Here is a 23,431-nt window from a genome sequence, read left to right as displayed (position 1 = left end):
TTGCTCGGATGGCCAGCGGGAATCGCCACCATCCGGGAATATCAGTCCACCAAAAACGAATCAAAAGGCAAGATATGGAAAAAGCTGCCACGACCCGGCAGGTCGCAGCAGCATCCACTCATTCCTTCTTCAGAAGGTCGCGAATCTCGGCGAGCAACGCGATGTCGGCCGGTACTTCCGGCGGCGCCTCCACCGCCGGTTCGGACTCGTTCTTCATGCGGTTCATCACTTTCACCACCAGGAACAGAACAAAGGCGATAATCAGGAAGTTGATGGCCAAGGTGACGAAATTGCCGTAGGCGATCGTCGCGCCGGCCTTGCGGGCCGCCTCGAGATCATTTGCCACCGGAGCCCCGGAAAGCTGGACATAGAGGTTGGTGAAATCGATGCCGCCGGTGATGAGCGCGATCACAGGCATCAGCAGGTCGGCAACGATCGAGTTGACCAAGCCACCGAAGGCGCCGCCGATGATTACGCCGATGGCGAGGTCGACCATGTTGCCACGCAACGCGAATTGCTTGAATTCCTTGAGCATGCCCCATCTCCCCGCTGTCACTTAGGGTAAATGCGATCATGCAGCAGCGCTCGCCGGGCGGCCATTCCCCGAAGCACCTTCCTTCGGGTTTCCACCGATAAAGCTGTGGATTTCGCCACGGAAGCGGGCGAAGGCTAGATCGGAGTCTCTTCCCGTTCGCGCAGTCGTTCGACCAGATCGAAGAAATGGCGAAACATGCGGTCTCCGAGGTCCAGAAACTCCTGGAGACGCCGTTCGTCTTCCTCGTCGAGAAGCGGCGCCGGCGCGCGTTGCGCCTCAAGAGCAGCGATCTGCTTTTCGAGCTTCTCGTTCTCCGCTTCGAGTTCGGCGATGCGCTCTTCGTACGCCTTTCGATCATCGGCGATCAGTTCGCAGGACCAGGCGCCACCGCTCGACGCGCAAAGGGAGACGTCGCCTGTCCGGCGATCGATCTTGAGATAATCGCCGACGGCAGGCTGAAGGCTATAGCCCTCCTCGGGCGGCGGATTTTGCGCCACGGCGGCCAACGGCATACCTATGGCGCCGAGTGCAAGAAGGGCTGCCAGGATCGCGCGCATGGTAGGACTCCCGGTTGGTCATTCGCCCCCAGAATACCCCATCACCCCATCTCGGGCTGTAACTAATCTCGATATCGATATCGAGAACGCAGGAAACCTTCGAGCCTCGGCCTCAGCTCCGCCGCGCGCCAGCTTCCTTTTCCTTCAGCAGACCGCTCACCACCGACGTGGTGCGGCGCAGCTCCATCAGTGCCTGCTCGATTTCCTTTTTCTGCTTTTCGAGTATGGCGATCCGATCGTTGAAGCGATCGAGCGCGACCTTGAGCTGGGCGACCTGACCGTCGCGCAGATCATAGAGGTCGAGCATGCCCTTGATCTCGGTCAGTGAAAAGCCGACGCGCTTTCCCATCAGCACCAGCTTGAGACGGGCTCGATCACGGCGGGAGTAGAGCCGGTTGAGCCCCTCGCGACGTGGATTGATCAGGCCCTTGTCTTCATAGAAGCGCAGGGTGCGCAGGGTGACGTCGAACTCGCGAGCCAGATCTCCGATGGAGAACAACGATCCACGTGGATGAAGTCCATCGTCGTCCTCGAGCTTGTCGGCAATGACGGCGCCGATTTGCGCCTCGGCGGCCGGCTCGTCGCTTTCGCTCACCGCTAATCCCTCCATGCCGAGCCGTGCCGGAACGGCTTGCCTACCCATCGGTCAAACTGCGCACATGCTTCCCTTTACGTCAAGGTCGGGATGGACATGACTTTGCCATCGTCAGTTTTCGGGGCGCTCCGGTAAGATTCCGTTCAGAGCGCTTAAAAACCAGCAAAGAACGACCGTGCGATTAACCGGGTGTTTACCCTGTTTTTGCAAATTGCCCAATGAATGCATCCTGGCGGCGATCCGTCCCGGCGGCTCGTGCCGCGAGAACGGCGTTGCGAACGGGGAGAACAATCATGGCGTCGCGGGCTACGTCTCGTTTGAGCGGCGGAATGGGCGGAGCGAGCCAGTACGATCGGGCACCGAGCGAGCTCGGCTACGGATCGGAACGCGACCGTCAGGGCGGAGATCCTGTGGATCGTATCCTGACGTCGCTCGATCGGCTCGGAGAGCGCATCCGTACGCTGTCTCCGGTCGAGGATCGGCGGGTATCGAGACCGATGCCGCGTGCTTCCGAACCCGATGACCTGCAACGGGCCATCGAGCAGATTTCACGCAAGCGCGACGCCGTCGATCACGGTCGCGTCGGCCGTCGCAGCGAAGGAGCCGATGTCGCCGAACTCGGCGCTCGGGTCCGTGCCCTCAGCCAGGAGATGAACGCCGATCGGCGAAGAACGCCGGCCTTCAGAGACGGTCTCGCCACGGAAGTGGCCGACCTCCGGGCCGAAGTCGAGCGGCTGATCGAAGCAAGTTCCGGTCGATCCCTGGAGACTGCCTTCGACACGCTGGTGGAACGGCTCGACGATATTCGCGCCTCCGTCGACAATCCACGTGTCGTCAGCGATCTCGTGCAACGCCTTGCCGAGATCCGTCGACTGATCGCCACATTGCCGTCGGGCGACCAGGTCGGCGTCATCACGTCGCGCCTTGACCGCCTGGCCGAACGACTCGATCAGGGCCTTGGCGATCAGCGCGTTCTCGGCGATTTCGGCCGCAGCCTGTCGGACCTCGCCGCTGCCGTGGCCCAGCTCGACAAGCGCGAAGTGATCGCCGCCATCGAGCGACGCCTCGACGATGTCGCCGGCAGCATCCGCGCCATCGAGCGCGACGTCGGCGATTTCTCGCTCTGGAAGGACGGTCTCGACCGGCAAAACGCCACGCTGTCGCAAGTCGCCCAGCGCTCCGAACAGCTTCCGCGCTTTGCCCATGAGCTGGAGCGGCAGTCGGTTTCCATCGAGCGCATTGCCCGTTCGACCGAAGGGCTGCCACGCCTTGCCGAGGAAATCGACGGCTTGCGTCTATCGCTTGACCGTCCCGGCGTGGCTCTCGATGCCGCCGCCATCCGCGCCCTCGACGAGAGGTTCGCCGAACTCGGCCGGTCGCTGGAAGCCCAGCTCCGGCCGGCGGCCAGCGGCCTGCCGGACGACCTTGCGGCGGCCTTGTCCCGCATCGAGGCCAAGCTCGCCGAACCGGTGCCCACGGGCCGCATTTCCGAGATCGAGGACCGTATCGCCGTGCTGACGCGGTCGATGGCCGACATCGACTTTGCGACCAGCAAGGACGTTTCCGCCCTTGAGAGGGCAGTGGAAAGCCTCAGGGAAGACGTACTGGCTGCGGCCGGTCGTCCCGATGCCAGTCTCGCCTCCGACGTGCGGACACTGGTCGAGCGGCTAGACCGACTGGACGCTCCCGCAATCGGCGCCGCCGCCTTCGAGCGGCTCGAAAGCCGGATCGCCGATATTGCCAGCCGGCTGGAAACCCGGCCGAACGAAATCGCCGCCCTGGCCGAAGCGCTTGAGCGGCTCGACGCGACCATGTCGAGTTCGTTGTCGGTGGAGGCCATTGCCGATCGCGTTGCCGCCGTTGCCGGCCGGAACGGTGAGGACGCCCCCGCTCGCCTCGCCAACGTCGAGGCCGGCATCAATCGCCTCGGCGAGGATCTGAGAGCCGACGCCGAACGCGATCGCGGCCTTCTGCTCGCCATCGGGCAGACGGTAGAGCGGCTGGCGCTGCGGGAAGTCGGCGAGGACGGCGCGCGAACCGCCCCCTCCGAGGCCAAGTCGTCGCGCGCCAAGAAGGACAATTGGGAAGAGATCGAGCAGGCGCTCACCCGGCGGGTGCCGCCAATAGCCGAAAACGAGGAAAGCGAAGACCTGCCGCGCATCTTCGGTCGCAAGCCGTCGCCCGCGCCACGCGTCGAGCCGCAGCTCGGCAAGCCCGAGCGAGCGGATATCGACGAACCGCAGCTGCCGCCCGGCTTCGACGTCAACAAGCCGCTCGAACCCGGGTCGGGAAAGCCCCGCCTGCCGAAGTCGGCGCCGACGGCCGAACGACCGGCCGTGTCCGACACGACGCGTACGCCGACCAAGGCCGATTTCATCGCCGCCGCCCGGCGGGCCGCCCAGGCGGCCGGCAGCGGGGTACAGGAGGAAACCGGCAGGGAAGACGCTCCGGCCAGCGGGAAGTCGCGCTTTGCCTTGCCGAAGGCCAGGTTCAATCTGCGCAAGGCGGTGATGGCCGCCGCCGTCGTTCTGATCGCGCTCGGCCTTGCCAAGATCGCCACCGATACGTTGCACCGCTTCTCGGCATCCGACGCAGTGCCTACGGAAGCGCCCGCCGCATCGGAACCGACGGCGTCCACCTCATCGGCTCCGGAAGCGCCTACCCTTGAGGCGCCTGCCCCGGCGGCGCCTCTGGCTGAGCCTTCCGCCGCCGAGCCGCAACCGGCAGGACCAACATCGGAAGCCGCTCCGGCGACCATGCCGCCCGCCGGCGCCGAGATGACGCCGCCTCCGCAGGTCACGACGCCCCCCTCCGGTTTTTCGCAGACGCCGTCCACGCTCCCGACCGACGGCTTCGTTCCGACCTCCGAGTCCCCGCAGGCCTCGATCGAGACGCCGACGGCTCTCGCTGTTACGCCGCCTCCCAGCTTGCCGGATGCCTTGGGCTCGAAGGCGCTGCGTGACGCGGCCGCCAGCGGCGATCCGCTGGCCGCCTTCGAGGTCGCCTCCCGCTTCGCGGACGGTCGCGGCGTGCCGCAGGATCTGTCGGCCGCCATAGACTGGTATCGCCGTTCGGCCGAGGCTGGTCTTGCGCCGGCTCAATATCGGCTCGGCAGCCTGTATGAGAAGGGCATAGGTACGGCACGCGACGCCAAGACGGCCGCCGAATGGTACACGAAGGCCGCCGCCCTCGGTAACGCCAAGGCCATGCACAACCTCGCGGTGATCAACGCCGAAGGCAGCCTCGGCACGCCCGATTATGCGCAAGCGGCCAAGTGGTTCCAGGATGCCGCCGAGCACGGCATTCGCGACAGCCAGTTCAACCTCGGCATTCTCTACGCCCGTGGGCTTGGTGTGCCGCGTGACCTTGCCACCTCCTACAAGTGGTTCGCTCTAGCGGCCACCGGTGGCGACGCCGACAGCGCCAAGAAGCGTGACGACATCGCCCAGGTGCTTTCCAAGGACGACCTTGCCCGCGCCCGCCTCGCCGTCGAAACATGGGTCCCCAAGTCTCTCAACGCCAAGGCCGAGGACGTGCCGCCGACCGATCCGGCCTGGGCTGCGCCCGCCGAGCACACTGCCTCGGTGGACACGTCAAGGACGATTGCCCGGACTCAGGCCATCCTTACGAGCCTCGGCTTCGACGCTGGCCCGGCCGACGGCAAGATGGGCCGCAAGACACGCGACGCCATCGCCGCCTTCCAGACGTCGAAGGGACTACCCGCCACCGGCGAGATCGACAAGGCGCTGATCGAGGCGTTGGGCATGCCGACCATCTAGTCGGTCCGACGTCAGGCTTCGACCCCGGGGTGCTTCGGCTCCCCGGGGTTTTCTTTTTGCCACATCGAAGCGTTTTTTCGCCGGAAAGGCGTGACACAAGCTGTTCCGTTGCACTTTCGCAAGGGGTTAGGAGCTAATACTGGCCGCCAACCGCCTTTAAACGGATGACGGGCCGTGGATCTTTACCTGCCGATCGCCGAAATGCCGATGAACCTCTTCCTGTTGCTCGGAATGGGTGCGGCGGTCGGCTTCCTGTCCGGCATGTTCGGCGTGGGTGGCGGCTTCCTGCTGACCCCGCTCCTCATCTTCTCCGGCATCTCTCCAGCCGTCGCCGTCGCGTCGGTGTCGTCGCAGATCGTCGCCAACTCGACCTCGGGCGTTCTCGCCTACTTGCGCAAGAAGACGGTCGACCTGAAGCTCGGTCTCTTCCTCACGCTTTCCGGCATCATCGGCTCGGCAATCGGCGTCTGGGTCTACGGCGCTCTGCGCGGAGTCGGCCAGCTCGACGTGGTCATCGCTCTTTCCTACGTTGCCTTCCTCGGCACCATCGGCATGCTGATGGTCGTGGAGGCCGTCCGGGCGATTCTCGCCAAGCAACGAGGCACACCGCTCCCGATCCGCCGCCCTGGCCAGCACAGCTGGATCGCCGGCCTGCCGCTCCGCGTCCGCTTCCATCGCTCGCGCCTCTACATCTCGGCCCTGCCGGTCATCGCCCTGGGCGCATCCATCGGCTTTTTGGGCGCACTGCTGGGCATCGGCGGCGGCTTCATCATGGTGCCCGCGCTCATCTACCTCCTGAAGGTCCCCACCACCATCGTCATCGGCACGACGCTGTTGCAGACCCTCGGCACCATGGCCTTCACCACCTTCATGCAATCGGCCACGAACCAGACGGTGGACGTCATCCTAGGTCTGGCCCTGATGGTCGGCGGCGTTGTCGGGGCGCAGTTCGGCGCCCGCGTCGGTCAGTCGCTGCGTGGCGAAACGCTCCGGCTGCTCCTCGGCCTTCTCGTGCTGTCGGTGGGGCTCAGATTTGCCGTCGACCTGGTGGCGAGGCCGGACGAACTCTATTCGATCAGCCGGATGGGAGGGTGGTGAGATGATCGTCCGTGCCCTTCTCGCCGCCGCGATACTCGCCGTCGTCTCGCCGCGCCTGCATGCGGAGACATTGGTGACCGCACTTTCCACCGAGCGGGTCTATATCGAATCCAACTTCACGGGCTCGGGTGTCGTCATCTTCGGCACCGTGGAGCGCGACCGGCAGACCGTGGCTCGTCCCGAGCCCTACGAGATCGTCGTGACGCTGACCGGCCCCCTTCGCTCCATGGTGGCCCGCCGCAAGGAGCGGGTGGCGGGCATCTGGATCAACCGGGAGTCCAGCGAGTTGCCGCGCGTGCCGTCCTTCCTGGCCATCGCCACCACCGCGCCGATGGTCGACGTGGCCGGCAATCGCGTGCGTGCCGGCCAGGGCCTGGGCTTCGACATGCTGCCGACGCGTGGCCTGCCGGACGCGCTGCCGCCTATCCGCACCGAATACGATGCCGCCTTCCTTCGGCTGATGCAGAGGCAAGGCCTGTTCACGCTCAACGAAGGCAGCGTCGAGTTCCTGTCGTCCCAGCTGTTCCGGGCGCCAATCGAGCTGCCGGCCAACGTGCCGATCGGCTGGTACACGGCCACCGTCTACCTGTTCTCGGGCGGGGTGCTTCTCGCCAAGACGACACAGGACTTCTCGATCCTGAAGGGCGGCTTCGAGCAGACGATCACGAATCTTGCCCACCGGGAGCCAGCTCTTTACGGCCTTGCCACCGTGGTCGTCGCCTGCCTCACCGGATGGTTGGCGGGCGTGGCCTTCCGAAAGGATTGAGCGGCGTCAGTCGGGAAGAAACTCGGCGGAGCGCACTGGATAGACGCGACCGTCCGACAGCATCCAGGCAATGAGGCGGGAGCGCTCGAACAGTCCCTTGAACGCCGCGTCCATGACGTTGAGGCCGCCCGTATAGGCCCCGAAGGCGGGCAGCAGGCAGCGGCTGCCATCGCAGACGAAGGCTCTGCGGCGGACCGAACGCGCTCGTCCGACCTTGGCCGCCGGATGGAGATGACCGGCCACCTCGCCTGCCGAACGGCCAGGGCGCGGCTCATGCCGGAAGACGAGGGGCCCGATGACGATCTCGGCGACCGGCCGGCCGCCAAGTCCGGCCGGAGGCGACGGATCGTGATTGCCCGCCACCCACGTCCAATCGACCGATCCGACGAGTGCCGTGAGCGCTTCCAGATCGGCGGGGGCGAGGCGTCGCTCGGCATCGCCGTCGTGGAAGCTGTCACCAAGCGCGATGACCCGTTCGGGGCGAAGGCGGCCAATGGCCTCCGCCAGCGCCCGAAGCGTCGCGCGTGTGTCATAGGGCGGCACGAAGCGGCCACGCACGCCATGCGACGAGCCCTTCTCGAAGTGCAGGTCGGCGACGACCAGCAACCGCTCCTCCGGCCAGTGGAGCACGCCCGAGGCGTCGAAGCGCACGGCGGCGCCATTGAGGTTCACCAGTCCGCCCGCGGTCAGCACGTCGTCGTCTCCCTGTCTTTCCGTCAGCGCCGTCACGCCATGGCCTCCCGAATGATCTCGTCGGCCGCCTGACGCAAGACGTCTTCGTCGGCCTCGCCGGCAACCCGCTCGCCGCCGATCTCCAGCATGATCGGCACGGCGAGGGGCGAAATGCGGTCGAGCCGCTTGTGGACGATGCGGCCGTTGATTCGGGAGAGCATATCGGAGAGGCGGCCGAGGTCCAGAAGGCCCGACGATGCGTCGGCCCAGGCGGCCTCCAGCAGGATGTGGTCGGGCTGATGTTCGCGCAGCACGTCGTAGATGAGGTCGGTGGATACCGTCACCTGACGTCCCGTCTTCTGGGAACCGATGGCGTTCTTCTCGACCAGACCGGCGATCATGGCGCAGGACTTGAACATGCGCTTCAGAAGATAGCTCTCCGCCATCCACGCCTCAAGGTCGTCGCCCAGCATGTCCGGCTCCAGAAGGCGCGACAGCGTCGGCTCACCTCGTGCGAACGCACCACCGACGTCGGCCGCGCACCAGACCCCGATCACATAATCGGTGGCGATGAAGCCGAGCGGCTTCTGGCCGAAGCGTTCGAGCCGGCGGGTCAGCAGCATGCCGAGTGTCTGGTGGGCGAGCCGCCCCTCGAAGGGATAGAGCACCAGAAAATAGCGTCCGCGATGGGGAAAGGTCTCGACCAGGAGCTCGTCGGGCCTGGGAAGCAGGGAATGATCGCGCTGCAGTTCGAGCCAGTCGCGCACCGGCGCCGGCAACTTTCCCCATGACGACGGGTCGGACAGCATCTTGCGCACGCCGGCGGCGAGGAAGGTGGAGAGCGGGAACTTGCCACCGGCATAGACCGGGATGCGCGGGTCGCTCGACCGTGCGCGCGACACGATCACCTCGGTCTCGCGCATGCCCTCGAAACGCAATACTTCGCCGGCAAACAAAAAGGTATCGCCCACCTTCATCTGCTCACAGAAGTACTCCTCCACCTCACCGAGCAGCCGGCCGCCCATCACCGGCCCGCGCCCGCGCGCCTTGCCGCCAAGCCGAACCTTCAGCATCGGGCTCTCGATGATGGTGCCGACATTGAGCCTGTAAGCCTGGGCAAAGCGCGGATGGGTCAGGCGCCACGTACCGTCGGCCGTCAGCTTGATCTTGGCGTAGCGCTCGTAGGCGCGCAGGGCATAGCCACCGGTGGCGACAAGGTCGACCACTCGATCGAACCGTTCGCGGTCGAGATGGCGATACGAATAGGCGGAAGCGACCTCGGCATAGAAATCATCGGCGCGAAACGGGCCGGCCACGGCCCGGCCAAGCACATGCTGGGCGAGCACGTCGAGCGCACCGTCGCGGATCGGCGGCGTATCCTGGGCACCGATGTAGTTGGCGTCGAGCGCCGCCTGGCATTCCAGCACCTCAAAGCGGTTGGCCGGCACCAGAAGCGCCGTCGACGGCTCGTCCATGCGGTGGTTGGCGCGGCCGACGCGCTGGGCGAGGCGGCTGGCTCCCTTCGGAGCTCCGATGTGGATCACGAGGTCCACGTCCCCCCAGTCGATGCCGAGATCGAGCGTCGAAGTGGCGACGACCGCCCGAAGCCGGCCGTCGGCCATCGCCGCCTCTACCTTGCGTCGTTGGCCGACGTCGAGCGAACCATGATGAAGGGCAATGGGCAGGTTCGCGTCGTTGAGCCGCCAAAGCTCGGAAAACACCATTTCCGCCTGGCTGCGGGTGTTGACGAAGATCAGCGTCATGCGCCGTCGATCGATCTCCTCCAACAGCCCCTTATAGGCATAGCGGGCCGAATGGCCCGCCCAGGGGATCGAGTCGTCCGCCTCGAAAATCCGAATGTCCGGCCGGGCGCCGCCGGCGACGGTCACGACCTCGGAGAGAGAGAGCGGTTCGCCGGGCGCCTGCGACATCAGCCAGGCCCGCAACTCGTCAGGCTCGGCAACCGTCGCCGACAGGCCGACGGTACGGATGCCCGGTGCGATGGCCCGGAGCCGGGAGAGACCGAGCGCCAGAAGGTCGCCGCGCTTGCTCGTGACCAACGCATGCAACTCGTCGAGGACGACTGTCTTGAGGTCTTCGAAGAAGGTTTCGGCATCACGACCGGCGAGCAGCAATGCCAGTTGCTCGGGCGTGGTGAGCAGGATGTCGGGCGGGATCAGTTTCTGCCGCTGCCGGCGCGAAGCGGACGTGTCGCCCGTCCGGGTCTCGATGGCGATGTCGAGCCCAATCCCCCCGACGGGCGTTTCAAGATTGCGCTCGATATCGACGGCCAGCGCCTTGAGCGGCGAGATGTAGAGCGTGTGGACGCCGCGCCGACGCGTGCCCGGCTTCCACTTCGGCCGTGCGGCGAGATCGACAAGCGACGGCAGAAAGCCGGCCAGCGTCTTGCCGGCGCCGGTCGGGGCAATCAGAAGCACCGAGCGGCCGGCAAGGCCATGCTCCAGCAATGCCAGCTGATGCGCACGCGGGCTCCAGCCACGCGACGCGAACCAGGCCTCGAACTTGGGGGGCAGAAGATTCGTCTCGGTCACAGCGGGAGTAAGCCCGATTCACGCGAACAAGTGAAGAACATTCGTGTCCGGGACTCATCTCCGCCAACGGAGCGCACGTTGCACCCGACCTTTCCGGTCGGGTCGTGGCGGCGTCACACGGCGGCCGTCAGCACCACCAGCCCCTCGATCGGCGCGCCGCGATCATAACGAATGGTCGCACGGCGGAGATCGAGGACGGTGAGCCCGGCCTCCGCCGAGACAGACCGGATGTAGGCCTCGCTGTGCGCATAGCGCAGGCTGTCGCGCAGGACGAGGTCGTCGCCAGTCGACTCCTCGACCGAGAAGGCGAACAGGCAGCCGGAGGCGAGGTGAGCCGAGATTTCCCCGAAGAGATCGCCGAGCGCACCGACATAGACGAGCACATCGGCAGCGGTGGCAAGGTCGAAGCTGCCCTCGCAACGGCGCAGGTAATCCACCGCGTCGGCGACGGCCAACGCTTGATAGCGACGTTCCGCACCTGCGCGTGCGATCATTTCGGGCGACAGGTCGCAGCCCGTGAAGTGGTCGACACGCCCCATCAGCGCCTCGGCCATCAGCCCGGTGCCGCAGCCAAGATCGAGCCCTCGCGAGAAACGCCCACCGGGTCGCGCTTTGTCGATGAGGTCGGCGATCAGCCAGGGCGCCCGATAGCCAAGTTCCTCCACCAACGCCGTTTCGAAGCGATCGGCATAATCGTCGAAGAGGCCGCGAACGTAAGCGGCGGGCGGAGCATCGGGAACCTCTGCAAAGCCCAAGGCGGCAAGCCTCAACGACGCGCCGAACAGCCCGTCATGATCGCGCTTGGCCGCCTCGCGCAAAAGCGGCTCGGCTTCAGCCGGACGGCCGTTGGCGGCCAGGGCATCTGCCGCGCCGATCAGGGCCGGCAGCCAACCGGGCGAGCGTTCGAGGGTCTGGAGAAAAAGATCGGCCGCCGCCGCGGCATCGTCGGCCTCGAGGTAGGCTCGGGCATATTCGTAGCGGCGGTCGGCGAGAAGGTCCCCGGAAGAGGATACATGCAAGATGGCGGCACTCGGCGGAAATGGCGCCGGGTCATCTCGCTAAAGCGAACCGCCGTCAAGATGGATTCCACCGAGGAGCGCGCGAATTACCCCAGCTTGCGATAGCGGACGCGGGCCGAGTGCTCGATCGCGGCAACGGCCAGCTTGTCGAGAGAGAAACGGTCCTCCAGCATCTGCAGGAAAACCAGTTCCTCTTGCTTGACGTCGACGTCGGACGCGGCAACCTCGATGGCGAGCGCATAGGCCGTCTCGTAGAGCCGCTCGGGCAGCGACATGGCGACCCGGTCGAGAATGTGGTCGATGCCGTTCACCGACTTCAGGTTTTCCGAGCAGGCATCGGCGATTTCGCCGACCGAACCATCGAAACCCTGGAACACCGGCAGGAAGCCGATCAGCCGCTCGAACTGATTGAGTTCGCGTTCGGTCATGTTGCGGTCGGCAATGGCGGTGGTGACCATCACCCAGATCAGCGCCTCCTGGGCGGACAACGGCTTGTGCATGGATTCCTCGACCAAGAGTCAAACGAGCCCCTATTTGGGACGCCACCTGAAAAAGCGCAAGCATCCTCTCGGCGGAATCGACCTAAAACATACCCTCGTCCTTGACCTTTCAAGGCCTCCTCCCTACTGTCCCGCGCGCCCGGAAACTCCGGGTTTTCTCGAATAGAGGCAAACGATGGCAACCGTTTCTTCCACCCTGCTCTCCGATCCCGCGCTTATCGCCGCGGCCGGCCGCTCCAAGGCCTGGCCCTTCGAGGAAGCCAAGAAGATCGTGGCGCGGATCGAGAAACGGAAAGACGCCTCGAAGCCGGTGATCTTCGAGACCGGCTATGGTCCGTCCGGCCTGCCGCACATCGGCACCTTCGGCGAAGTGGCGCGCACCACCATGGTCCGTCACGCCTTCCGCGTGCTGACCGGCGACAGCGTGCCGACACGCCTGCTCTGCTTCTCGGACGACATGGACGGCATGCGCAAGGTGCCGGACAACGTGCCGAACCCGGAGCTGCTCAGGGCCAATCTCGGCAAGGCGCTGACCAACGTGCCGAACCCGTTCGACAACGGCCATCCGAGCTTCGGCCACAACAACAACGCCAAGCTCAGGCAGTTCCTCGACGCGTTCGGCTTCGACTACGAGTTCATGTCGGCCACCGAGGAGTACAAGAAGGGCACCTTCGACGACATGCTGCTGCGCATGCTGGCGAAGTACGACGCGGTGATGGAGATCATGCTGCCTGTTCTCCGCGAAGAACGGCGCAAGACCTATTCGCCGTTCCTGCCTGTGCATCCGAAGACGGAAGTCGTCATGCAGGTGCCGGTCGAGGAGCGCAATGTCGAGAAGGGCGCCATCGTCTGGACCGACCCGGCGACGGGCGAGCGCTTCGAAACCCCGGTGACCGGCGGCCACGCCAAGTGCCAGTGGAAGCCCGACTGGGCGCTCCGCTGGGCGGCGCTCGGCGTCGACTACGAGATGAGCGGCAAGGATCACATCGACAACGTCAAGACGTCGTCGCGGATCTGCAAGGTGCTGGGCGGCACGCCGCCGGACGGCTTCAACTTCGAGCTGTTCCTCGACGAGAACGGCGAGAAGATCTCCAAGTCGAAGGGTAACGGCCTCACCATCGACGAGTGGCTGACCTACGCCTCGCCGGATAGTCTGGCGCTCTACATGTTCCAGAAGCCGAAGACGGCCAAGCGGCTGTTCTTCGACGTGATCCCGCGCGCCGTCGACGAGTATTTCGCCTTCCTCGAGAAATACCCGACGATGGACATCGACCAGCAACTGACCAACCCCGTGTGGCACATCCACTCGGGGAACGTGCCGGTGACCCCGGTGCCGGTCAGCTTCTCGATGCTGCTCAACCTCGTGTCGGCCAGCCATGCGCACGACAAGGGCGCCCTCTGGGCCTACATCGGCCGGCATTCGCCGGGCGTGACGCCGGCAACGCATCCCAAGCTCGACGAGCTCTGCGGTTATGCGCTGGCCTATTATCAGGATCGGGTGAAGCCCTTCGTCACCTTCCGCGCGCCGGACGACGAGGAGCGGCAGGCGCTCGCCAAGCTGCGCGAGGCGCTCGACGCCCTGCCGGTCACCACGCCGGGCTCGGACATTCAGGACACGGTGCTGTCGGTCGGGCGGTCGTTCCCGCGCTTCCAGGACCCGGCCAAGAAGAGCCCGGACGGCGGACCGGGCGTCAGCCTCGAATGGTTCGCGACGCTCTATCAGGTGCTGCTCGGCCAGGAAAAGGGACCGCGCTTCGGCTCCTTCGTCGAACTCTATGGCCTGAAGGAAACCGTTGCGATGATCGACGCGGCGCTCGCCGGTACGCTCGGCCGCAACTGACGAGCGGCGGCAACACAGGATCACGGGCCGGCGTCGCGCCGGCCCTTTTTATTCGCCCAGCGTTTCAACGCCACCGTCGCCAAAACGACCGAGCTTCTCCTCCTTTGCCTTGGCGGCGTAGGGCGCCAGTAGCGGATCGGCGGGATCAATCGGCTCCGCCCACCCCCTGCTGACCATGAACAGGGAGAGATTGCGCCCCCCAACCCAACAATCGGCGGCGCTTTCACCGTCTTCTCCAGCCGCTCCGATACCGACACAGCCGACGGATCGCGGCCCGATCAGCCTGGCAAGATCGGCACGCGCCCGCGCGCCGCAGTTCCAGCGACCGGCCGTTCCCTCGCAGGTATCCGAGAAGGCAATCCCGGCGACGCCGGCAAGGTGAATGACCAGCGTTTCACGGTCTCGGATGGCCCGAAACCGAACGGCATCAAGCACGGTGACACGGGGAAACAGGCCCTCGAAGCTGGCGGGCGCCGGCGGGGGCGGAGGCAGGTCCGGCGGGCTCGGCGTTTCACCACCAAAGCGTCCGAGCACAACCTCGACCGGAGGTGGCGCCTTGTCGGCAAGCGGCTGTCTCAGGACGGGAGGCGATGGCAGGCGGCCGAAATCGAGTATGGTCGGTCGAGCTTTCGCCAAATCCTCCCGCTCGGCGTCTCCTGACAGCCAGAGCAGCGCCGCAGCGGTCAGCGCCGAACCGGCGACAAGCGGCGCCATGCACCCCATGAGAAAGCCGTGCCGTTTCTGTCGAGCCATCGTCTGAGACGTTTCCTTTGCCGGAGCGCGTGCCGCGGAAAATGCTGGATTCTCGTTATGGGGGCAAGCCGATCCGCGACGGTACCGCACCGAGTGGTGAATTGATCCTATCGGGGTGGTGTCGCGCTGCCGGATGTTCTAGAGCAGGGCCGCAATCTCACGGAGTCCCGCCCATGGATCGTCTCGTCTACAAGATCGCCCCGCGTGCACTTTGGGAAGCGGCCGAAGCGACCGGCGTGTTCGCCGGAGCCTCCGTAGACTTCGAGGACGGCTTCATCCACCTCTCCTCGGCCGCGCAGGTGAAGGAAACGGCAAGGCTCTACTTCGCCGGCCAGAGCGACCTACTGCTGATCGGTGTCGAGACGACGGCCCTCGGCGAGGCACTGAAGTGGGAAGTCTCGCGTGGCGGTGATCTCTTCCCGCACCTCTACGCACCCCTTGAGTTCTCAGCCGTGGACTTCGTGGTCCCGCTGCCGCTCGGGCCCGACGGTGCCCACCAGTTCCCCGACCTGGAGACCGGCCGATGAACCTTTCCGAACTGATCGGCTCGTTCAGCGCCGCCGCGCTTCGGCGCTTCGATCCGGAGATGGCGCACACGCTGGCGGTCACCGCCATGCGCTTCAACCTTGCGCCAGGCCTGCCGAAGGTGGTGGACGAACGTCTGGCGGTCAGCTTCTTCGACATGCGCCTCGACCATCCGATCGGGCTGGCCGCCGGCTTCGACAAGGATGCCGAAATCGCCGACGTGCTGTTGAAGCAGGGCTTTTCTCACGTCGAGGTCGGCACGCTGACGCCACGGCCGCAGCCCGGCAATCCGAAGCCGCGTATCTTCCGCCTGCCCGAAGCGAACGCGGTGATCAATCGCTGCGGCTTCAACGGCAAGGGGCATGCGCATGCCCTGAAACAGCTTGTGCGGCGGGGCGGACGGCCCGGTGTTGTCGGCATCAACGTCGGCGCCAACAAGGACAGTTCCGATCGCGCCGCCGACTACGTGACGGGCATCAAGGCCTTCGCGGGCCTGGCTTCCTATTTCACCGTCAACATTTCCTCGCCCAACACGCCCGGCCTCCGCGATCTGCAGGCGAGCGCCGCCCTGTCGGATCTCGTCGCTCGGATCATCGAGGCGCGCGACGAAACAACCGCGGCCGTCGGACGGCAAACGCCCGTGCTGGTCAAGATCGCGCCCGATCTCGACGAGGCGGCACTCGACGATATCGCCGCCGTCGTTGCAGCACGCGGCGCCGACGGTCTCGTCATATCGAACACCACGCTGTCGCGAAGCGGTGTGTTCGGCCCAACGGCGACGGAGCCGGGCGGCCTGTCCGGCAAGCCGCTGTTCGAGCGTTCGACGATCGTGCTGGCCAAGATGCGCGAGCGGGTCGGCCGCACCCTGCCGATCATCGGCGTGGGCGGCGTGATGACCGGCGAGGACGCCTATCTGAAGATCGCCGCCGGCGCCAATCTGGTTCAGGTCTACACCGCGTTCATCTATGGCGGCGGCAATGCCATCAACGCCATCACCACGGACCTGCTCAACCGCATCGAACGAAGCGGCATCGGCTCGGCGCGCGCGCTCGCCGGCTCGGACACCCGGGCCTGGGCCAGCCGTCCCATCCCGATCTGAAGTATCGCCGACCGAGTTGAACGCGCGGTCGGCGCAAGTCCGTTTCGTTTGCTGGAGCCCAGGCAAGCCGACGCGGACATATCCCGAGGTATGCCCGCGCCGTATAGGCGTGCCTACCGGCTGGCGGCGGCGCGCAGCCTGTCGAGATTGCCGGCAATGCTGGCACCGGCCTTGAAGACAGCGCTGCCGGAGACGATCACGTCGGGCCGGAAGCTGGCAGCAATGCCGATGGTCGCCTCGGTGATGCCGCCGTCGATGGCGATGAGCGGGTCAACGCCGGTCTCGGCGGCAAGCCGCCTCAGCCGTTCGACCCTGCGGCCGAGGGCCGCATCGGGCGCGCCGCCGCTCCAGCCAGGATCGACGGCGAGCACCGTCACCATGTCGATCTCGTGAAGAACGGGCGCAATGAGGTCGACGGGCGTTGCCGGATTGAGCGCCACCGCGCGCAACACGCGCCGCCCCGGCCATCCCGCCACGTCGACATCCAGCATGGCGAGCGCCCGGTGCAGGTGCGCGAGCCCCTCGGGGTGGACATGGATGATATCGGCGCCGGCCTTCAGCACCGCCGGAATGATTGCGATCGGATCGGCCACCATGAGATGGACATCCTTCAGCATCTTCGTGCGCGAGGCCGCGACGAGCGGCGGACCGGCGGTGAAGCCCGGGCAGAAGACGCCATCCATGACGTCGAAATGCAGGAGGGCGTTGTCTGCCGCCTCCAGTTCGGCAATGGCCGCGCCATAGGCCATGGCGTCGGCGGCGAGGAGTCCGACACTGAGGGAAGGCGCAACGCGCCGAAGGAAGGCCTTCAGCGTGTCGCGCGTCGCGAGATCGTCCGAAGTGGGAAACATCGAGGCCTCGTCAGTCGCGCGGCATGACGCCGACGAACACCTTGTGGCTGCGAGGGCCGGTCATGATGTCCTCGAGCTCGGCCTTGACCTTGAGATAATGCGGCGTCGTCTTGTGGAACTTCACCGCCGCCTCGTCGACGAAGGCCTCGTAGATGGTGAAGCGGGTCGGCTCCGCCGGATCCTGCAGCACGTCGAAGCGACGGCAGCCGGGCTCGGCAATGGTGCCCTCACGGTTGGCGCCGAAGACGCGCAGGAAATCGTCGATGCGGTCGGGCTTGACGTTGATCTCGACGAGCGTGACGTGCATGGCGTGGCCTCCATATTGACTGCAAGAAAAGGACGGCCGGCCGCCGGTGGATGGCGGCCGGCTCTCCGGATTCCCGAAGGCCTCATGGGGGGATGGCCGACGGGGGAGGAGCGGACGGCAGACGGGAGGGACCGCCGTCTCGCGAAGCGCGGGATCCGATCGATCAGAAGTCGAAGTTGTCGATGTTGTCCTTGGTGAACACCTGACGCTCGGGCAGCAGGATGATGCCGTTGTCGTCGGCTTCGTAGCTGTAGCCCTGGACGCTGTTCGGGCTGACTTCGACGGTGCCGATCTCGGGAATGTCGAGCTTGTCGCCAACCTTCATGGCGCCGTTCTTGATGAGGTGATCGGCGACGTAGATGGAGATGGCGCCCTGCTTGGTGACATCCCAGAGGCCGAAGGCCTTGACGGTGTCACGCTTGACGTAGGGGCGCATCACGTTCGGCGTCGAGAAGCCGACGATGGTCACCTGACCGGCGCGGCCGACGTTCTCGGCGGCCTGGGCGGCGGCCGGAAGCGCGTTGGCGTCGGGGGCGATGATGATGTCGACGTCCTTGTAGGCCTTCAGGATGCTTTCGCCGGTCTGCAGCGACTTCTGGGCATCGTTGTAGCCATACTGGGTGGTGACGACTTCCCAGCCCGGCTTGTCCTTGGCGATGAGCGCCTTGGCCTGCTCGACCCACTGGTTCTGGTCGGTGACCGTCGGGCTCGAATAGAAGAAGGCGACCTTGGCCTTGTCGGCCGGATGCTGCTCGGCGGCCATGTCCACCAGAAGCTTGCCTAGCTGGGCCGGCGTGCCCTGGTTGATGTAGTAGCTGCGGCACTCGGGGTTGACGTCGCTGTCCCAGGTCAGAACCTTGATGCCACGCTGCATGGCGCGCTTCAGGGCCGGGCAGAGGCCGTCGGGCGACACGGCCGAGACGACGATGGCATTGAAGCCCTGGTTGGCGAAGGTGTTGATGTACTGCACCTGACCGGACACCGACGGCTCGGTCGGGCCGTCATAGGTCACCTCGACGCCGAGCTTCTTGCCGGCTTCGACAGCGCCCTTGCCGCCGGAGGTGAAGAAGCCGACGCCCACCAGCTTCGGAATGAAGGCGATGCGGGTGCTGTCGGCGGCGACCGACGGACCGGCGAAGGTCGCGGCGGCAGCCACGGCAAGCGCGAGGGAAACGGAACCAAACTTCATTGTTGCTCTCCTTCCAAGACATGGCCCCCGAGGCTGAACACCCCGCTTTTCCGGGCCTTCCTCCTCAAACGTCAGACCGTCATTCGGCCGCAACGTTTCTCAAGACGCGCCGGTGCTGGAACCAGACGCGTCCCATTTCCGAGAGGCTGCGCAAGGCAACCACGATGACCAACAGGCCACCCGACAGGGCGCTCGAGACGTGGCTCGACACGCCGACGAGTTGGAGACCGGTTTGCAGATAGCCGACCAGGAGCGCCGCCAACGCCGTACCCAGGATGGTGCCCGAGCCGCCGTAGATCGACGTGCCACCGAGCACCACGGCGGTGATCGCCGGCATCAGGGCCGTGGTGCCGAAGTCCGAACGGGCGGAGCCGAAGTAGGAGGCGAGGATCAGGCCGGACAGCGCCGCCATGAGGCTGGTCAAGGCATAGGCGACCACCAGCGTGCGGAACACCGGCGTGCCGGCATAGGCGGCGGCGCGCGGGTTCTGGCCGATCAGGTAGACATAGCGGCCGAAGCGGGTGCGATGCAGCAGCGCCATGAAGCCGACGGTCAGCGCCAGGAACAGGGCAAAGGGCAGCGGCAGACCAAGGACCTCAAGGTTGGCAAGGTTGACGAAGGCCGGATCGAAGTTGCTGATGCCTTCGTACCCCGTCGCACCGGCAAGGCCGGACAGCACCAGCGCCGCTCCGCCAAACAGAAAGCCGGTGCCGAGCGTGATGACCAGCGGGTTGACCTTGGACAGGTGAATGGCGACGGCATTGAAGACGCCACCCAGCGTGCCGACGGCAAGCGCCGCCACGGCCGCCACCCAGATGTCGACGCCACCGACCCAGAGGATGCCGAGGGTGATGGCAGAGAGCCCCATTACCGATCCGAGCGACAGATCGATGCCGCCGGTGATGATGACCAGCGTCAGGGCCAGCGCGGTGATGCCGACGTGAATGAAATCGGAGGTGGCGTAGAGCAGCATGGACGGCTGCAGGAATACCGGGTTGATGGCGCCGAAGAGCAGGATCTCGGCGATCAGGAGCAGCGCAAGCACGCTCTCCCAGCGCTTGAGGGCAGGATGAAGCTTCATTTGCGCGCCTCCGAGGTCTCAAGCGCCGTCTTGAGCGGCCGCGTCGCGGCCTTGGCAGCGTCGCCGTGCTGGGCAGCCGCCTGCGGATCGATGAACTTGCGGTATTTCTGGTAGCGGAGGAGACGATCGACGGCCTCGCGGATCTTGCCGTCGGTGATCAGCACCACCAGCAGGATGGCGCCGGCGATGATGTCGTTCCAGTAGGCCTCAAGGCGCAGCAGCACGAGAATGCTGTCGATCGAGGTCATGAAGTAGGCGCCGAGCGCCGCGCCGAGCACGGTTCCGGTTCCGCCCAACAGGCTGACGCCGCCGAGAACGCTGGAGGCGATGGCCCGCATCTCCATGCCGGTACCGGCGGTGTTGGGAATGAAGCCGATCTGCGAGGCGAAGATGACGCCGGCCAGCGCGGCCAGCAGCCCGTTGAGACCGTAGGCGACGATCTGCACCTCGTTGACGCGGATGCCGATGAGGCGAGCGCCCTCGCGGTTGTCGCCGACGGCGAACATGGAGCGGCCGAAGGCGGTGTAGCGCAGACCGAGATGGGCGACGATCAACAGGACCAGCACCAGCCAGGCGACCGGCGACAAGCCGGCCGAACCGGCCTTGGTCAGCGCCTTGAAGTTCTCCGGCAAGCCTTCGATCCAGCTGCCGCCGGACAGGAGGTGCACGAAACCGCGGTAGAGACCCAGAGTGCCGAGCGTGGCGACGATGGCCGACACTTTCAGCAAGGACACCAGCGCGCCGTTGAACAGGCCGCAGAGAAGACCGACCAGGAGCGCGACGCCCACGGAGGCGGGGATACCCCAGCCCGCGTTCATCAGGAGGCCGGCGACCACCGCCGCGAGCCCCATGATGGAGCCGACGGAAACGTCGAGGCCGTGCGTCGCCATCACCATGGTGGCGCCGATCGCCAGGACGAACAGGATGAGGCTGTTGCCGTAAACGAGAAGCACCGTGTCCAGGGACAGGTAGCTGTGATCGACGAGGCCGAGGACCGCGAACAGGAAGACGATGATCAGCGCGACCGAAGCTTCGCGGTGGCGCTGCAGAAAGCGGATGATCATTGCGCAGCGTCCATTTTAGCGCCGACCCCGAAGGAGAGGCGGGCAATGGCATTGATGGTGATGTCGGAGCCTTCGAGCAGGCCGCCCGGATAACCGTGGTTCATCACCAGCACGCGGTGACTGAGGCGTTCGACTTCCTCGTGGTCGGAGGAAATCAGGAGGATGGCGAGCCCTTCGCCGGCCAGCCGATCGATCAGCCTGTAGATGTCGGCGCGCACGGCAACATCGACGCCGCGTGTCGGCTCGTCGAGGATCAGGACGCGCGGTCCGGCGGCGAGACACTTGGCGAGCAGCACCTTTTGCTGGTTTCCGCCCGACAGTGTGCGGACCGGCTGGTCGGCGTTGGCACAGACGATGCCCAGGAGTTTGACCTGCTCGGCGAAGTCGGCTCGTTCCCTGGCAAGCGGCAGCCACTCCTGGCCGCGATGCAGCACCAGGGCAGAGGCATTCCACACGAGCGGTGCGTTGACGAAGAGACCCGACACCTGCCGATCTTCCGGCAGATAGACGACACCGGCGTCAAGACTCTGGCGCGGACCATGCCCCGCCAGCGGCTTGCCGTCGACGAAGATGCGGCCACGGGCGGCGGGGCGAATGCCGTAGATGGTTTCGGCAAGCTCGGTGCGGCCGGAGCCGACCACACCGGCAAGACCGAAAATCTCGCCGGCATGCAGCGAGAAGGTCACATCGGCGAAGCCCTCGCCGGCGAGCCCTTCGACACACAACCGTTCGTCACCCCGTTCAACCGGGGCGCCGACGCGGCCAAGCGTAAAGCCTTCCTTGCCCTCGACATGGGTCATGGCGGCGACGATCTCGGCGTCGGTGAAGGACTTCGGCGGGCCGGCCAGCACAACCTGACCGTCGCGCAGGATGGAGACGATGTCGGCGATCTCGCGGATCTCGCCGAGCTTATGGGAAATGAAGAAGATGCCAACGCCCTGAGCGGTGAGCGCGCGGATGCGCTCGAACAGCTTGCCTACCTCGCGCGGCGTCAATGCCGAGGTCGGCTCGTCGAGAATGAGAATGCGGGCGTCGCGGATGAGGCCGCGCAGGATTTCGACCATCTGCTGGTCGGCGACCTCGAGCTGACCGGCCTGGGTGGACAGCGTCATGCCGGCGCCGATCTCGGCGATCATCGTTTCGAGGCGGGCGCGCAGCTCCTTGCGGTTGCCGGGAACGTGCATCAGAACGTTCTCTTCCACCGAAAGACTCGGGAAGAGCATCGGCTCCTGCGGGACCAGATGGATGCCGGCCTGACGGGCGGTGACCGGCGTCATGGCCGAAGCGTCTTCGCCGCACACCAGAAGCTCGCCTCGATCGAGGCGATGCAGACCGGCGATCATCTTCATCAAGGTGGACTTGCCGGCGCCGTTGCCGCCGAGCAGTGCGTGCACCTCACCCGGCCTCAGCGTCAGATCGACGCCGCGCAACACGGCGATGGAGCCGAAGAATTTCCAGACTTGCCTGGCTTCGACCAGCGGCGTCCGCTGGTCGGTCGGCGAGGTTCCCGCCATGTCGACAGTCTCCCAACTTTCTATTTTTGGAAACGCGGGGCTACCAGCGTTTCGATACGCCCTCTCCTCAGGGCGGTCCGCCGGACTTCCAGAGAAGCCCGACGGAGCGGTTCGCGGTCCGTTATTGGCGGCTCAGGCCGCCTTGGCCTTGCCGGCCTTGTAGATGTCGTAGGCCTTGTCGACGCTCTCGCCGTCGTGCACCACCGCCCGCACGGCAGCGATCATCGCCACCGGACAATCGGACTGGAAGATGTTGCGACCCATGTCGACGCCGGCCGCGCCCTGGTCGATGGCACGCCAGGCCATTTCAAGCGCATCACGCTCGGGCAGCTTCTTGCCGCCGGCAATGACGATCGGAACCGGGCAGCCGGCCACGACCTTCTCGAAGCCGGTGTCGATATAGTAGGACTTGACGATGTGAGCGCCGAGTTCGGCGCAGATGCGCGTAGCAAGACCGAAGTAGCGCGCGTCGCGCACCATATCCTTGCCGACGCCGGTGACCGCCATGGTCGGGATGCCGTAGCGGTTGCCCGTGTCGATCAGCTTGACGAGGTTGGCGAGCGACTGATGCTCGTACTCGGCGCCAACGTAGACATTGGTGGTGATCGCCGATGCGTTGAGGCGGATGGCGTCCTCGATGTCAACCGCCACCAGTTCGCGTGACAGTTCGGTCAGAACGCTCATGCCACCCGAGCAGCGCAACACGACGGGCTTGCGGCTATCGGCCGGCATGGTCTGTCGCAGACCGCCGCGCGTGCACATCAGCACATCGGTGTAGGGAACGAGCGGGCGGATGGTGAGATCCAGCCGCTCCAGGCCGGTGGCCGGCCCCTGGAAGTAGCCGTGGTCGAAAGCCAGCATGACGGTACGGCCGCTCTTGGGCTGGAAGATGCGCGCCAGGCGATCCTGCATACCCCAGTCGAGCGATACGGAACCACGCACAGGGAACGCCTTGACCTCCACCGGCTGATCCAATCCGAAATCCTTGCCTTCTCTCACGTCGTCCAAATCGGCCATGGGGTCCTCCAATGGGGCGGCGGGGTCTGCAATCAGCAGTACCAGTCGTTCAAATGAACGCCGCCTTATCAATTGCACACCGGATTATTTGCCGAGCAGTCCATATCGTCAACCCAGA

The 23,431-nt window shown here is 65.6% G+C and carries 21 protein-coding genes; 6 read left to right on the top strand and 15 right to left on the bottom strand.

The genetic code is table 11. The features are described 5' to 3' along the window. Nucleotides 1-118: 118 nt before the first annotated feature. The 3 genes from mscL to M4J39_RS11255 all read right to left on the bottom strand — a co-directional run bounded on the left by mscL (nucleotide 119) and on the right by M4J39_RS11255 (nucleotide 1,735). Nucleotides 119-535: a large conductance mechanosensitive channel protein MscL gene (gene mscL / locus M4J39_RS11265; RefSeq protein WP_251727932.1), complete on the bottom strand. Its 417-nt coding sequence runs from the start codon at nucleotides 533-535 to the stop codon at nucleotides 119-121. Nucleotides 536-669: 134 nt separating this feature from the next. Continuing rightward, nucleotides 670-1,092: a hypothetical protein gene (locus M4J39_RS11260; RefSeq protein WP_251727931.1), complete on the bottom strand. Its 423-nt coding sequence runs from the start codon at nucleotides 1,090-1,092 to the stop codon at nucleotides 670-672. A 112-nt stretch (nucleotides 1,093-1,204) separates the two neighbouring features. Further along, nucleotides 1,205-1,735, bottom strand: a complete 531-nt coding sequence (locus tag M4J39_RS11255) for a MerR family DNA-binding transcriptional regulator (RefSeq protein ID WP_371875442.1) — start codon at nucleotides 1,733-1,735, stop codon at nucleotides 1,205-1,207. A 245-nt stretch (nucleotides 1,736-1,980) separates the two neighbouring features. Between M4J39_RS11255 and M4J39_RS11250 the strand changes: the two genes are divergently transcribed. The 3 genes from M4J39_RS11250 to M4J39_RS11240 all read left to right on the top strand — a co-directional run bounded on the left by M4J39_RS11250 (nucleotide 1,981) and on the right by M4J39_RS11240 (nucleotide 7,330). After that, on the top strand, nucleotides 1,981-5,466 hold the full coding sequence (locus M4J39_RS11250) for a peptidoglycan-binding protein (protein ID WP_251727930.1): 3,486 nt from the start codon (nucleotides 1,981-1,983) through the stop codon (nucleotides 5,464-5,466). A gap of 174 nt (nucleotides 5,467-5,640) precedes the next feature. Next, nucleotides 5,641-6,564 (top strand): TSUP family transporter, encoded by a 924-nt coding sequence (locus M4J39_RS11245; RefSeq protein ID WP_251727929.1) that lies wholly within the window; start codon nucleotides 5,641-5,643, stop codon nucleotides 6,562-6,564. A gap of 1 nt (nucleotide 6,565) precedes the next feature. Beyond that, nucleotides 6,566-7,330, top strand: coding sequence for a TIGR02186 family protein (locus M4J39_RS11240; RefSeq protein WP_251727928.1), 765 nt, complete (start codon nucleotides 6,566-6,568; stop codon nucleotides 7,328-7,330). Between the two features lie 6 nt (nucleotides 7,331-7,336). Here M4J39_RS11240 and pdeM read toward each other — a convergent pair whose 3' ends face one another. From pdeM to M4J39_RS11220, 4 genes are all read right to left on the bottom strand, one after another. Beyond that, nucleotides 7,337-8,059 (bottom strand): ligase-associated DNA damage response endonuclease PdeM, encoded by a 723-nt coding sequence (pdeM, locus tag M4J39_RS11235; RefSeq protein WP_251727927.1) that lies wholly within the window; start codon nucleotides 8,057-8,059, stop codon nucleotides 7,337-7,339. Then, complete coding sequence (locus M4J39_RS11230) at nucleotides 8,056-10,554, bottom strand: ligase-associated DNA damage response DEXH box helicase (protein WP_251727926.1); 2,499 nt, start codon at nucleotides 10,552-10,554, stop codon at nucleotides 8,056-8,058. Before M4J39_RS11230 ends, pdeM begins: the two co-directional genes overlap by 4 nt. A gap of 113 nt (nucleotides 10,555-10,667) precedes the next feature. Continuing rightward, nucleotides 10,668-11,573 carry a class I SAM-dependent methyltransferase gene (locus tag M4J39_RS11225; RefSeq protein WP_251727925.1) on the bottom strand — a complete coding sequence of 302 codons (906 nt, stop codon included), beginning with the start codon at nucleotides 11,571-11,573 and terminating at the stop codon, nucleotides 10,668-10,670. 86 nt (nucleotides 11,574-11,659) lie between these two features. Then, entirely contained in the window at nucleotides 11,660-12,073 is a 414-nt protein-coding gene (locus tag M4J39_RS11220) for a tellurite resistance TerB family protein (RefSeq protein WP_251727924.1), read from the bottom strand. Nucleotides 12,074-12,248: 175 nt separating this feature from the next. On the opposite strand from M4J39_RS11220, the gene M4J39_RS11215 reads away from it, so the two are divergent. Continuing rightward, the gene (locus M4J39_RS11215) at nucleotides 12,249-13,913 is read left to right on the top strand and encodes a lysine--tRNA ligase (RefSeq protein WP_251727923.1); all 1,665 of its coding nucleotides are present in this window, start codon (nucleotides 12,249-12,251) and stop codon (nucleotides 13,911-13,913) included. Nucleotides 13,914-13,961: 48 nt separating this feature from the next. On the opposite strand, the gene M4J39_RS11210 is transcribed toward M4J39_RS11215, so the two are convergent. Next, nucleotides 13,962-14,666 carry a thermonuclease family protein gene (locus M4J39_RS11210; RefSeq protein WP_251727922.1) on the bottom strand — a complete coding sequence of 235 codons (705 nt, stop codon included), beginning with the start codon at nucleotides 14,664-14,666 and terminating at the stop codon, nucleotides 13,962-13,964. Nucleotides 14,667-14,839: 173 nt separating this feature from the next. Between M4J39_RS11210 and M4J39_RS11205 the strand changes: the two genes are divergently transcribed. Both M4J39_RS11205 and M4J39_RS11200 read left to right on the top strand, forming a co-directional pair. Then, a complete protein-coding gene (locus tag M4J39_RS11205) occupies nucleotides 14,840-15,193 on the top strand; it encodes a DUF952 domain-containing protein (protein WP_251727921.1) in 354 nt (117 codons plus the stop codon). Continuing rightward, on the top strand, nucleotides 15,190-16,290 hold the full coding sequence (locus M4J39_RS11200) for a quinone-dependent dihydroorotate dehydrogenase (protein ID WP_251727920.1): 1,101 nt from the start codon (nucleotides 15,190-15,192) through the stop codon (nucleotides 16,288-16,290). Before M4J39_RS11205 ends, M4J39_RS11200 begins: the two co-directional genes overlap by 4 nt. Before the next feature lie 113 nt (nucleotides 16,291-16,403). On the opposite strand, the gene M4J39_RS11195 is transcribed toward M4J39_RS11200, so the two are convergent. From M4J39_RS11195 to lsrF, 7 genes are all read right to left on the bottom strand, one after another. Beyond that, on the bottom strand, nucleotides 16,404-17,141 hold the full coding sequence (locus M4J39_RS11195) for a ribulose-phosphate 3-epimerase (protein WP_251727919.1): 738 nt from the start codon (nucleotides 17,139-17,141) through the stop codon (nucleotides 16,404-16,406). A gap of 10 nt (nucleotides 17,142-17,151) precedes the next feature. After that, a complete protein-coding gene (gene lsrG, locus M4J39_RS11190) occupies nucleotides 17,152-17,448 on the bottom strand; it encodes a (4S)-4-hydroxy-5-phosphonooxypentane-2,3-dione isomerase (RefSeq protein WP_251727918.1) in 297 nt (98 codons plus the stop codon). 163 nt (nucleotides 17,449-17,611) lie between these two features. After that, on the bottom strand, nucleotides 17,612-18,637 hold the full coding sequence (gene lsrB, locus M4J39_RS11185; RefSeq protein WP_251727917.1) for an autoinducer 2 ABC transporter substrate-binding protein LsrB: 1,026 nt from the start codon (nucleotides 18,635-18,637) through the stop codon (nucleotides 17,612-17,614). Between the two features lie 79 nt (nucleotides 18,638-18,716). Next, nucleotides 18,717-19,718 (bottom strand): autoinducer 2 import system permease LsrD, encoded by a 1,002-nt coding sequence (locus tag M4J39_RS11180; protein ID WP_251727916.1) that lies wholly within the window; start codon nucleotides 19,716-19,718, stop codon nucleotides 18,717-18,719. After that, nucleotides 19,715-20,782: an autoinducer 2 ABC transporter permease LsrC gene (gene lsrC, locus M4J39_RS11175; RefSeq protein ID WP_251727915.1), complete on the bottom strand. Its 1,068-nt coding sequence runs from the start codon at nucleotides 20,780-20,782 to the stop codon at nucleotides 19,715-19,717. The genes M4J39_RS11180 and lsrC overlap by 4 nt, the downstream gene beginning before the upstream one ends. Beyond that, complete coding sequence (lsrA, locus tag M4J39_RS11170) at nucleotides 20,779-22,296, bottom strand: autoinducer 2 ABC transporter ATP-binding protein LsrA (protein ID WP_251727914.1); 1,518 nt, start codon at nucleotides 22,294-22,296, stop codon at nucleotides 20,779-20,781. The genes lsrC and lsrA overlap by 4 nt, the downstream gene beginning before the upstream one ends. 132 nt (nucleotides 22,297-22,428) lie before the next feature. Beyond that, entirely contained in the window at nucleotides 22,429-23,313 is an 885-nt protein-coding gene (gene lsrF / locus M4J39_RS11165) for a 3-hydroxy-5-phosphonooxypentane-2,4-dione thiolase (protein ID WP_251727913.1), read from the bottom strand. Between the last annotated feature and the right edge of the window lie 118 nt (nucleotides 23,314-23,431).

Source organism: Pleomorphomonas sp. NRK KF1 (assembly GCF_023721755.1).
GTDB lineage: Bacteria > Pseudomonadota > Alphaproteobacteria > Rhizobiales > Pleomorphomonadaceae > Pleomorphomonas.
Note: the sequence above shows the minus strand (reverse complement) of the source record. Positions and strands in the feature narration are given on the sequence as shown.

Coding starts and splice junctions, on each gene's coding strand:
- mscL (WP_251727932.1), bottom strand. CDS start 535: ATGCTCAAGGAATTCAAGCAATTCGCGTTGCGTGGCAACATGGTCGAC.
- M4J39_RS11260 (WP_251727931.1), bottom strand. CDS start 1,092: ATGCGCGCGATCCTGGCAGCCCTTCTTGCACTCGGCGCCATAGGTATG.
- M4J39_RS11255 (WP_371875442.1), bottom strand. CDS start 1,735: ATGGGTAGGCAAGCCGTTCCGGCACGGCTCGGCATGGAGGGATTAGCG.
- M4J39_RS11250 (WP_251727930.1), top strand. CDS start 1,981: ATGGCGTCGCGGGCTACGTCTCGTTTGAGCGGCGGAATGGGCGGAGCG.
- M4J39_RS11240 (WP_251727928.1), top strand. CDS start 6,566: ATGATCGTCCGTGCCCTTCTCGCCGCCGCGATACTCGCCGTCGTCTCG.
- M4J39_RS11220 (WP_251727924.1), bottom strand. CDS start 12,073: ATGCACAAGCCGTTGTCCGCCCAGGAGGCGCTGATCTGGGTGATGGTC.
- M4J39_RS11215 (WP_251727923.1), top strand. CDS start 12,249: ATGGCAACCGTTTCTTCCACCCTGCTCTCCGATCCCGCGCTTATCGCC.
- M4J39_RS11210 (WP_251727922.1), bottom strand. CDS start 14,666: ATGGCTCGACAGAAACGGCACGGCTTTCTCATGGGGTGCATGGCGCCG.
- M4J39_RS11205 (WP_251727921.1), top strand. CDS start 14,840: ATGGATCGTCTCGTCTACAAGATCGCCCCGCGTGCACTTTGGGAAGCG.
- M4J39_RS11200 (WP_251727920.1), top strand. CDS start 15,190: ATGAACCTTTCCGAACTGATCGGCTCGTTCAGCGCCGCCGCGCTTCGG.
- M4J39_RS11195 (WP_251727919.1), bottom strand. CDS start 17,141: ATGTTTCCCACTTCGGACGATCTCGCGACGCGCGACACGCTGAAGGCC.
- lsrG (WP_251727918.1), bottom strand. CDS start 17,448: ATGCACGTCACGCTCGTCGAGATCAACGTCAAGCCCGACCGCATCGAC.
- lsrB (WP_251727917.1), bottom strand. CDS start 18,637: ATGAAGTTTGGTTCCGTTTCCCTCGCGCTTGCCGTGGCTGCCGCCGCG.
- M4J39_RS11180 (WP_251727916.1), bottom strand. CDS start 19,718: ATGAAGCTTCATCCTGCCCTCAAGCGCTGGGAGAGCGTGCTTGCGCTG.
- lsrC (WP_251727915.1), bottom strand. CDS start 20,782: ATGATCATCCGCTTTCTGCAGCGCCACCGCGAAGCTTCGGTCGCGCTG.
- lsrA (WP_251727914.1), bottom strand. CDS start 22,296: ATGGCGGGAACCTCGCCGACCGACCAGCGGACGCCGCTGGTCGAAGCC.
- lsrF (WP_251727913.1), bottom strand. CDS start 23,313: ATGGCCGATTTGGACGACGTGAGAGAAGGCAAGGATTTCGGATTGGAT.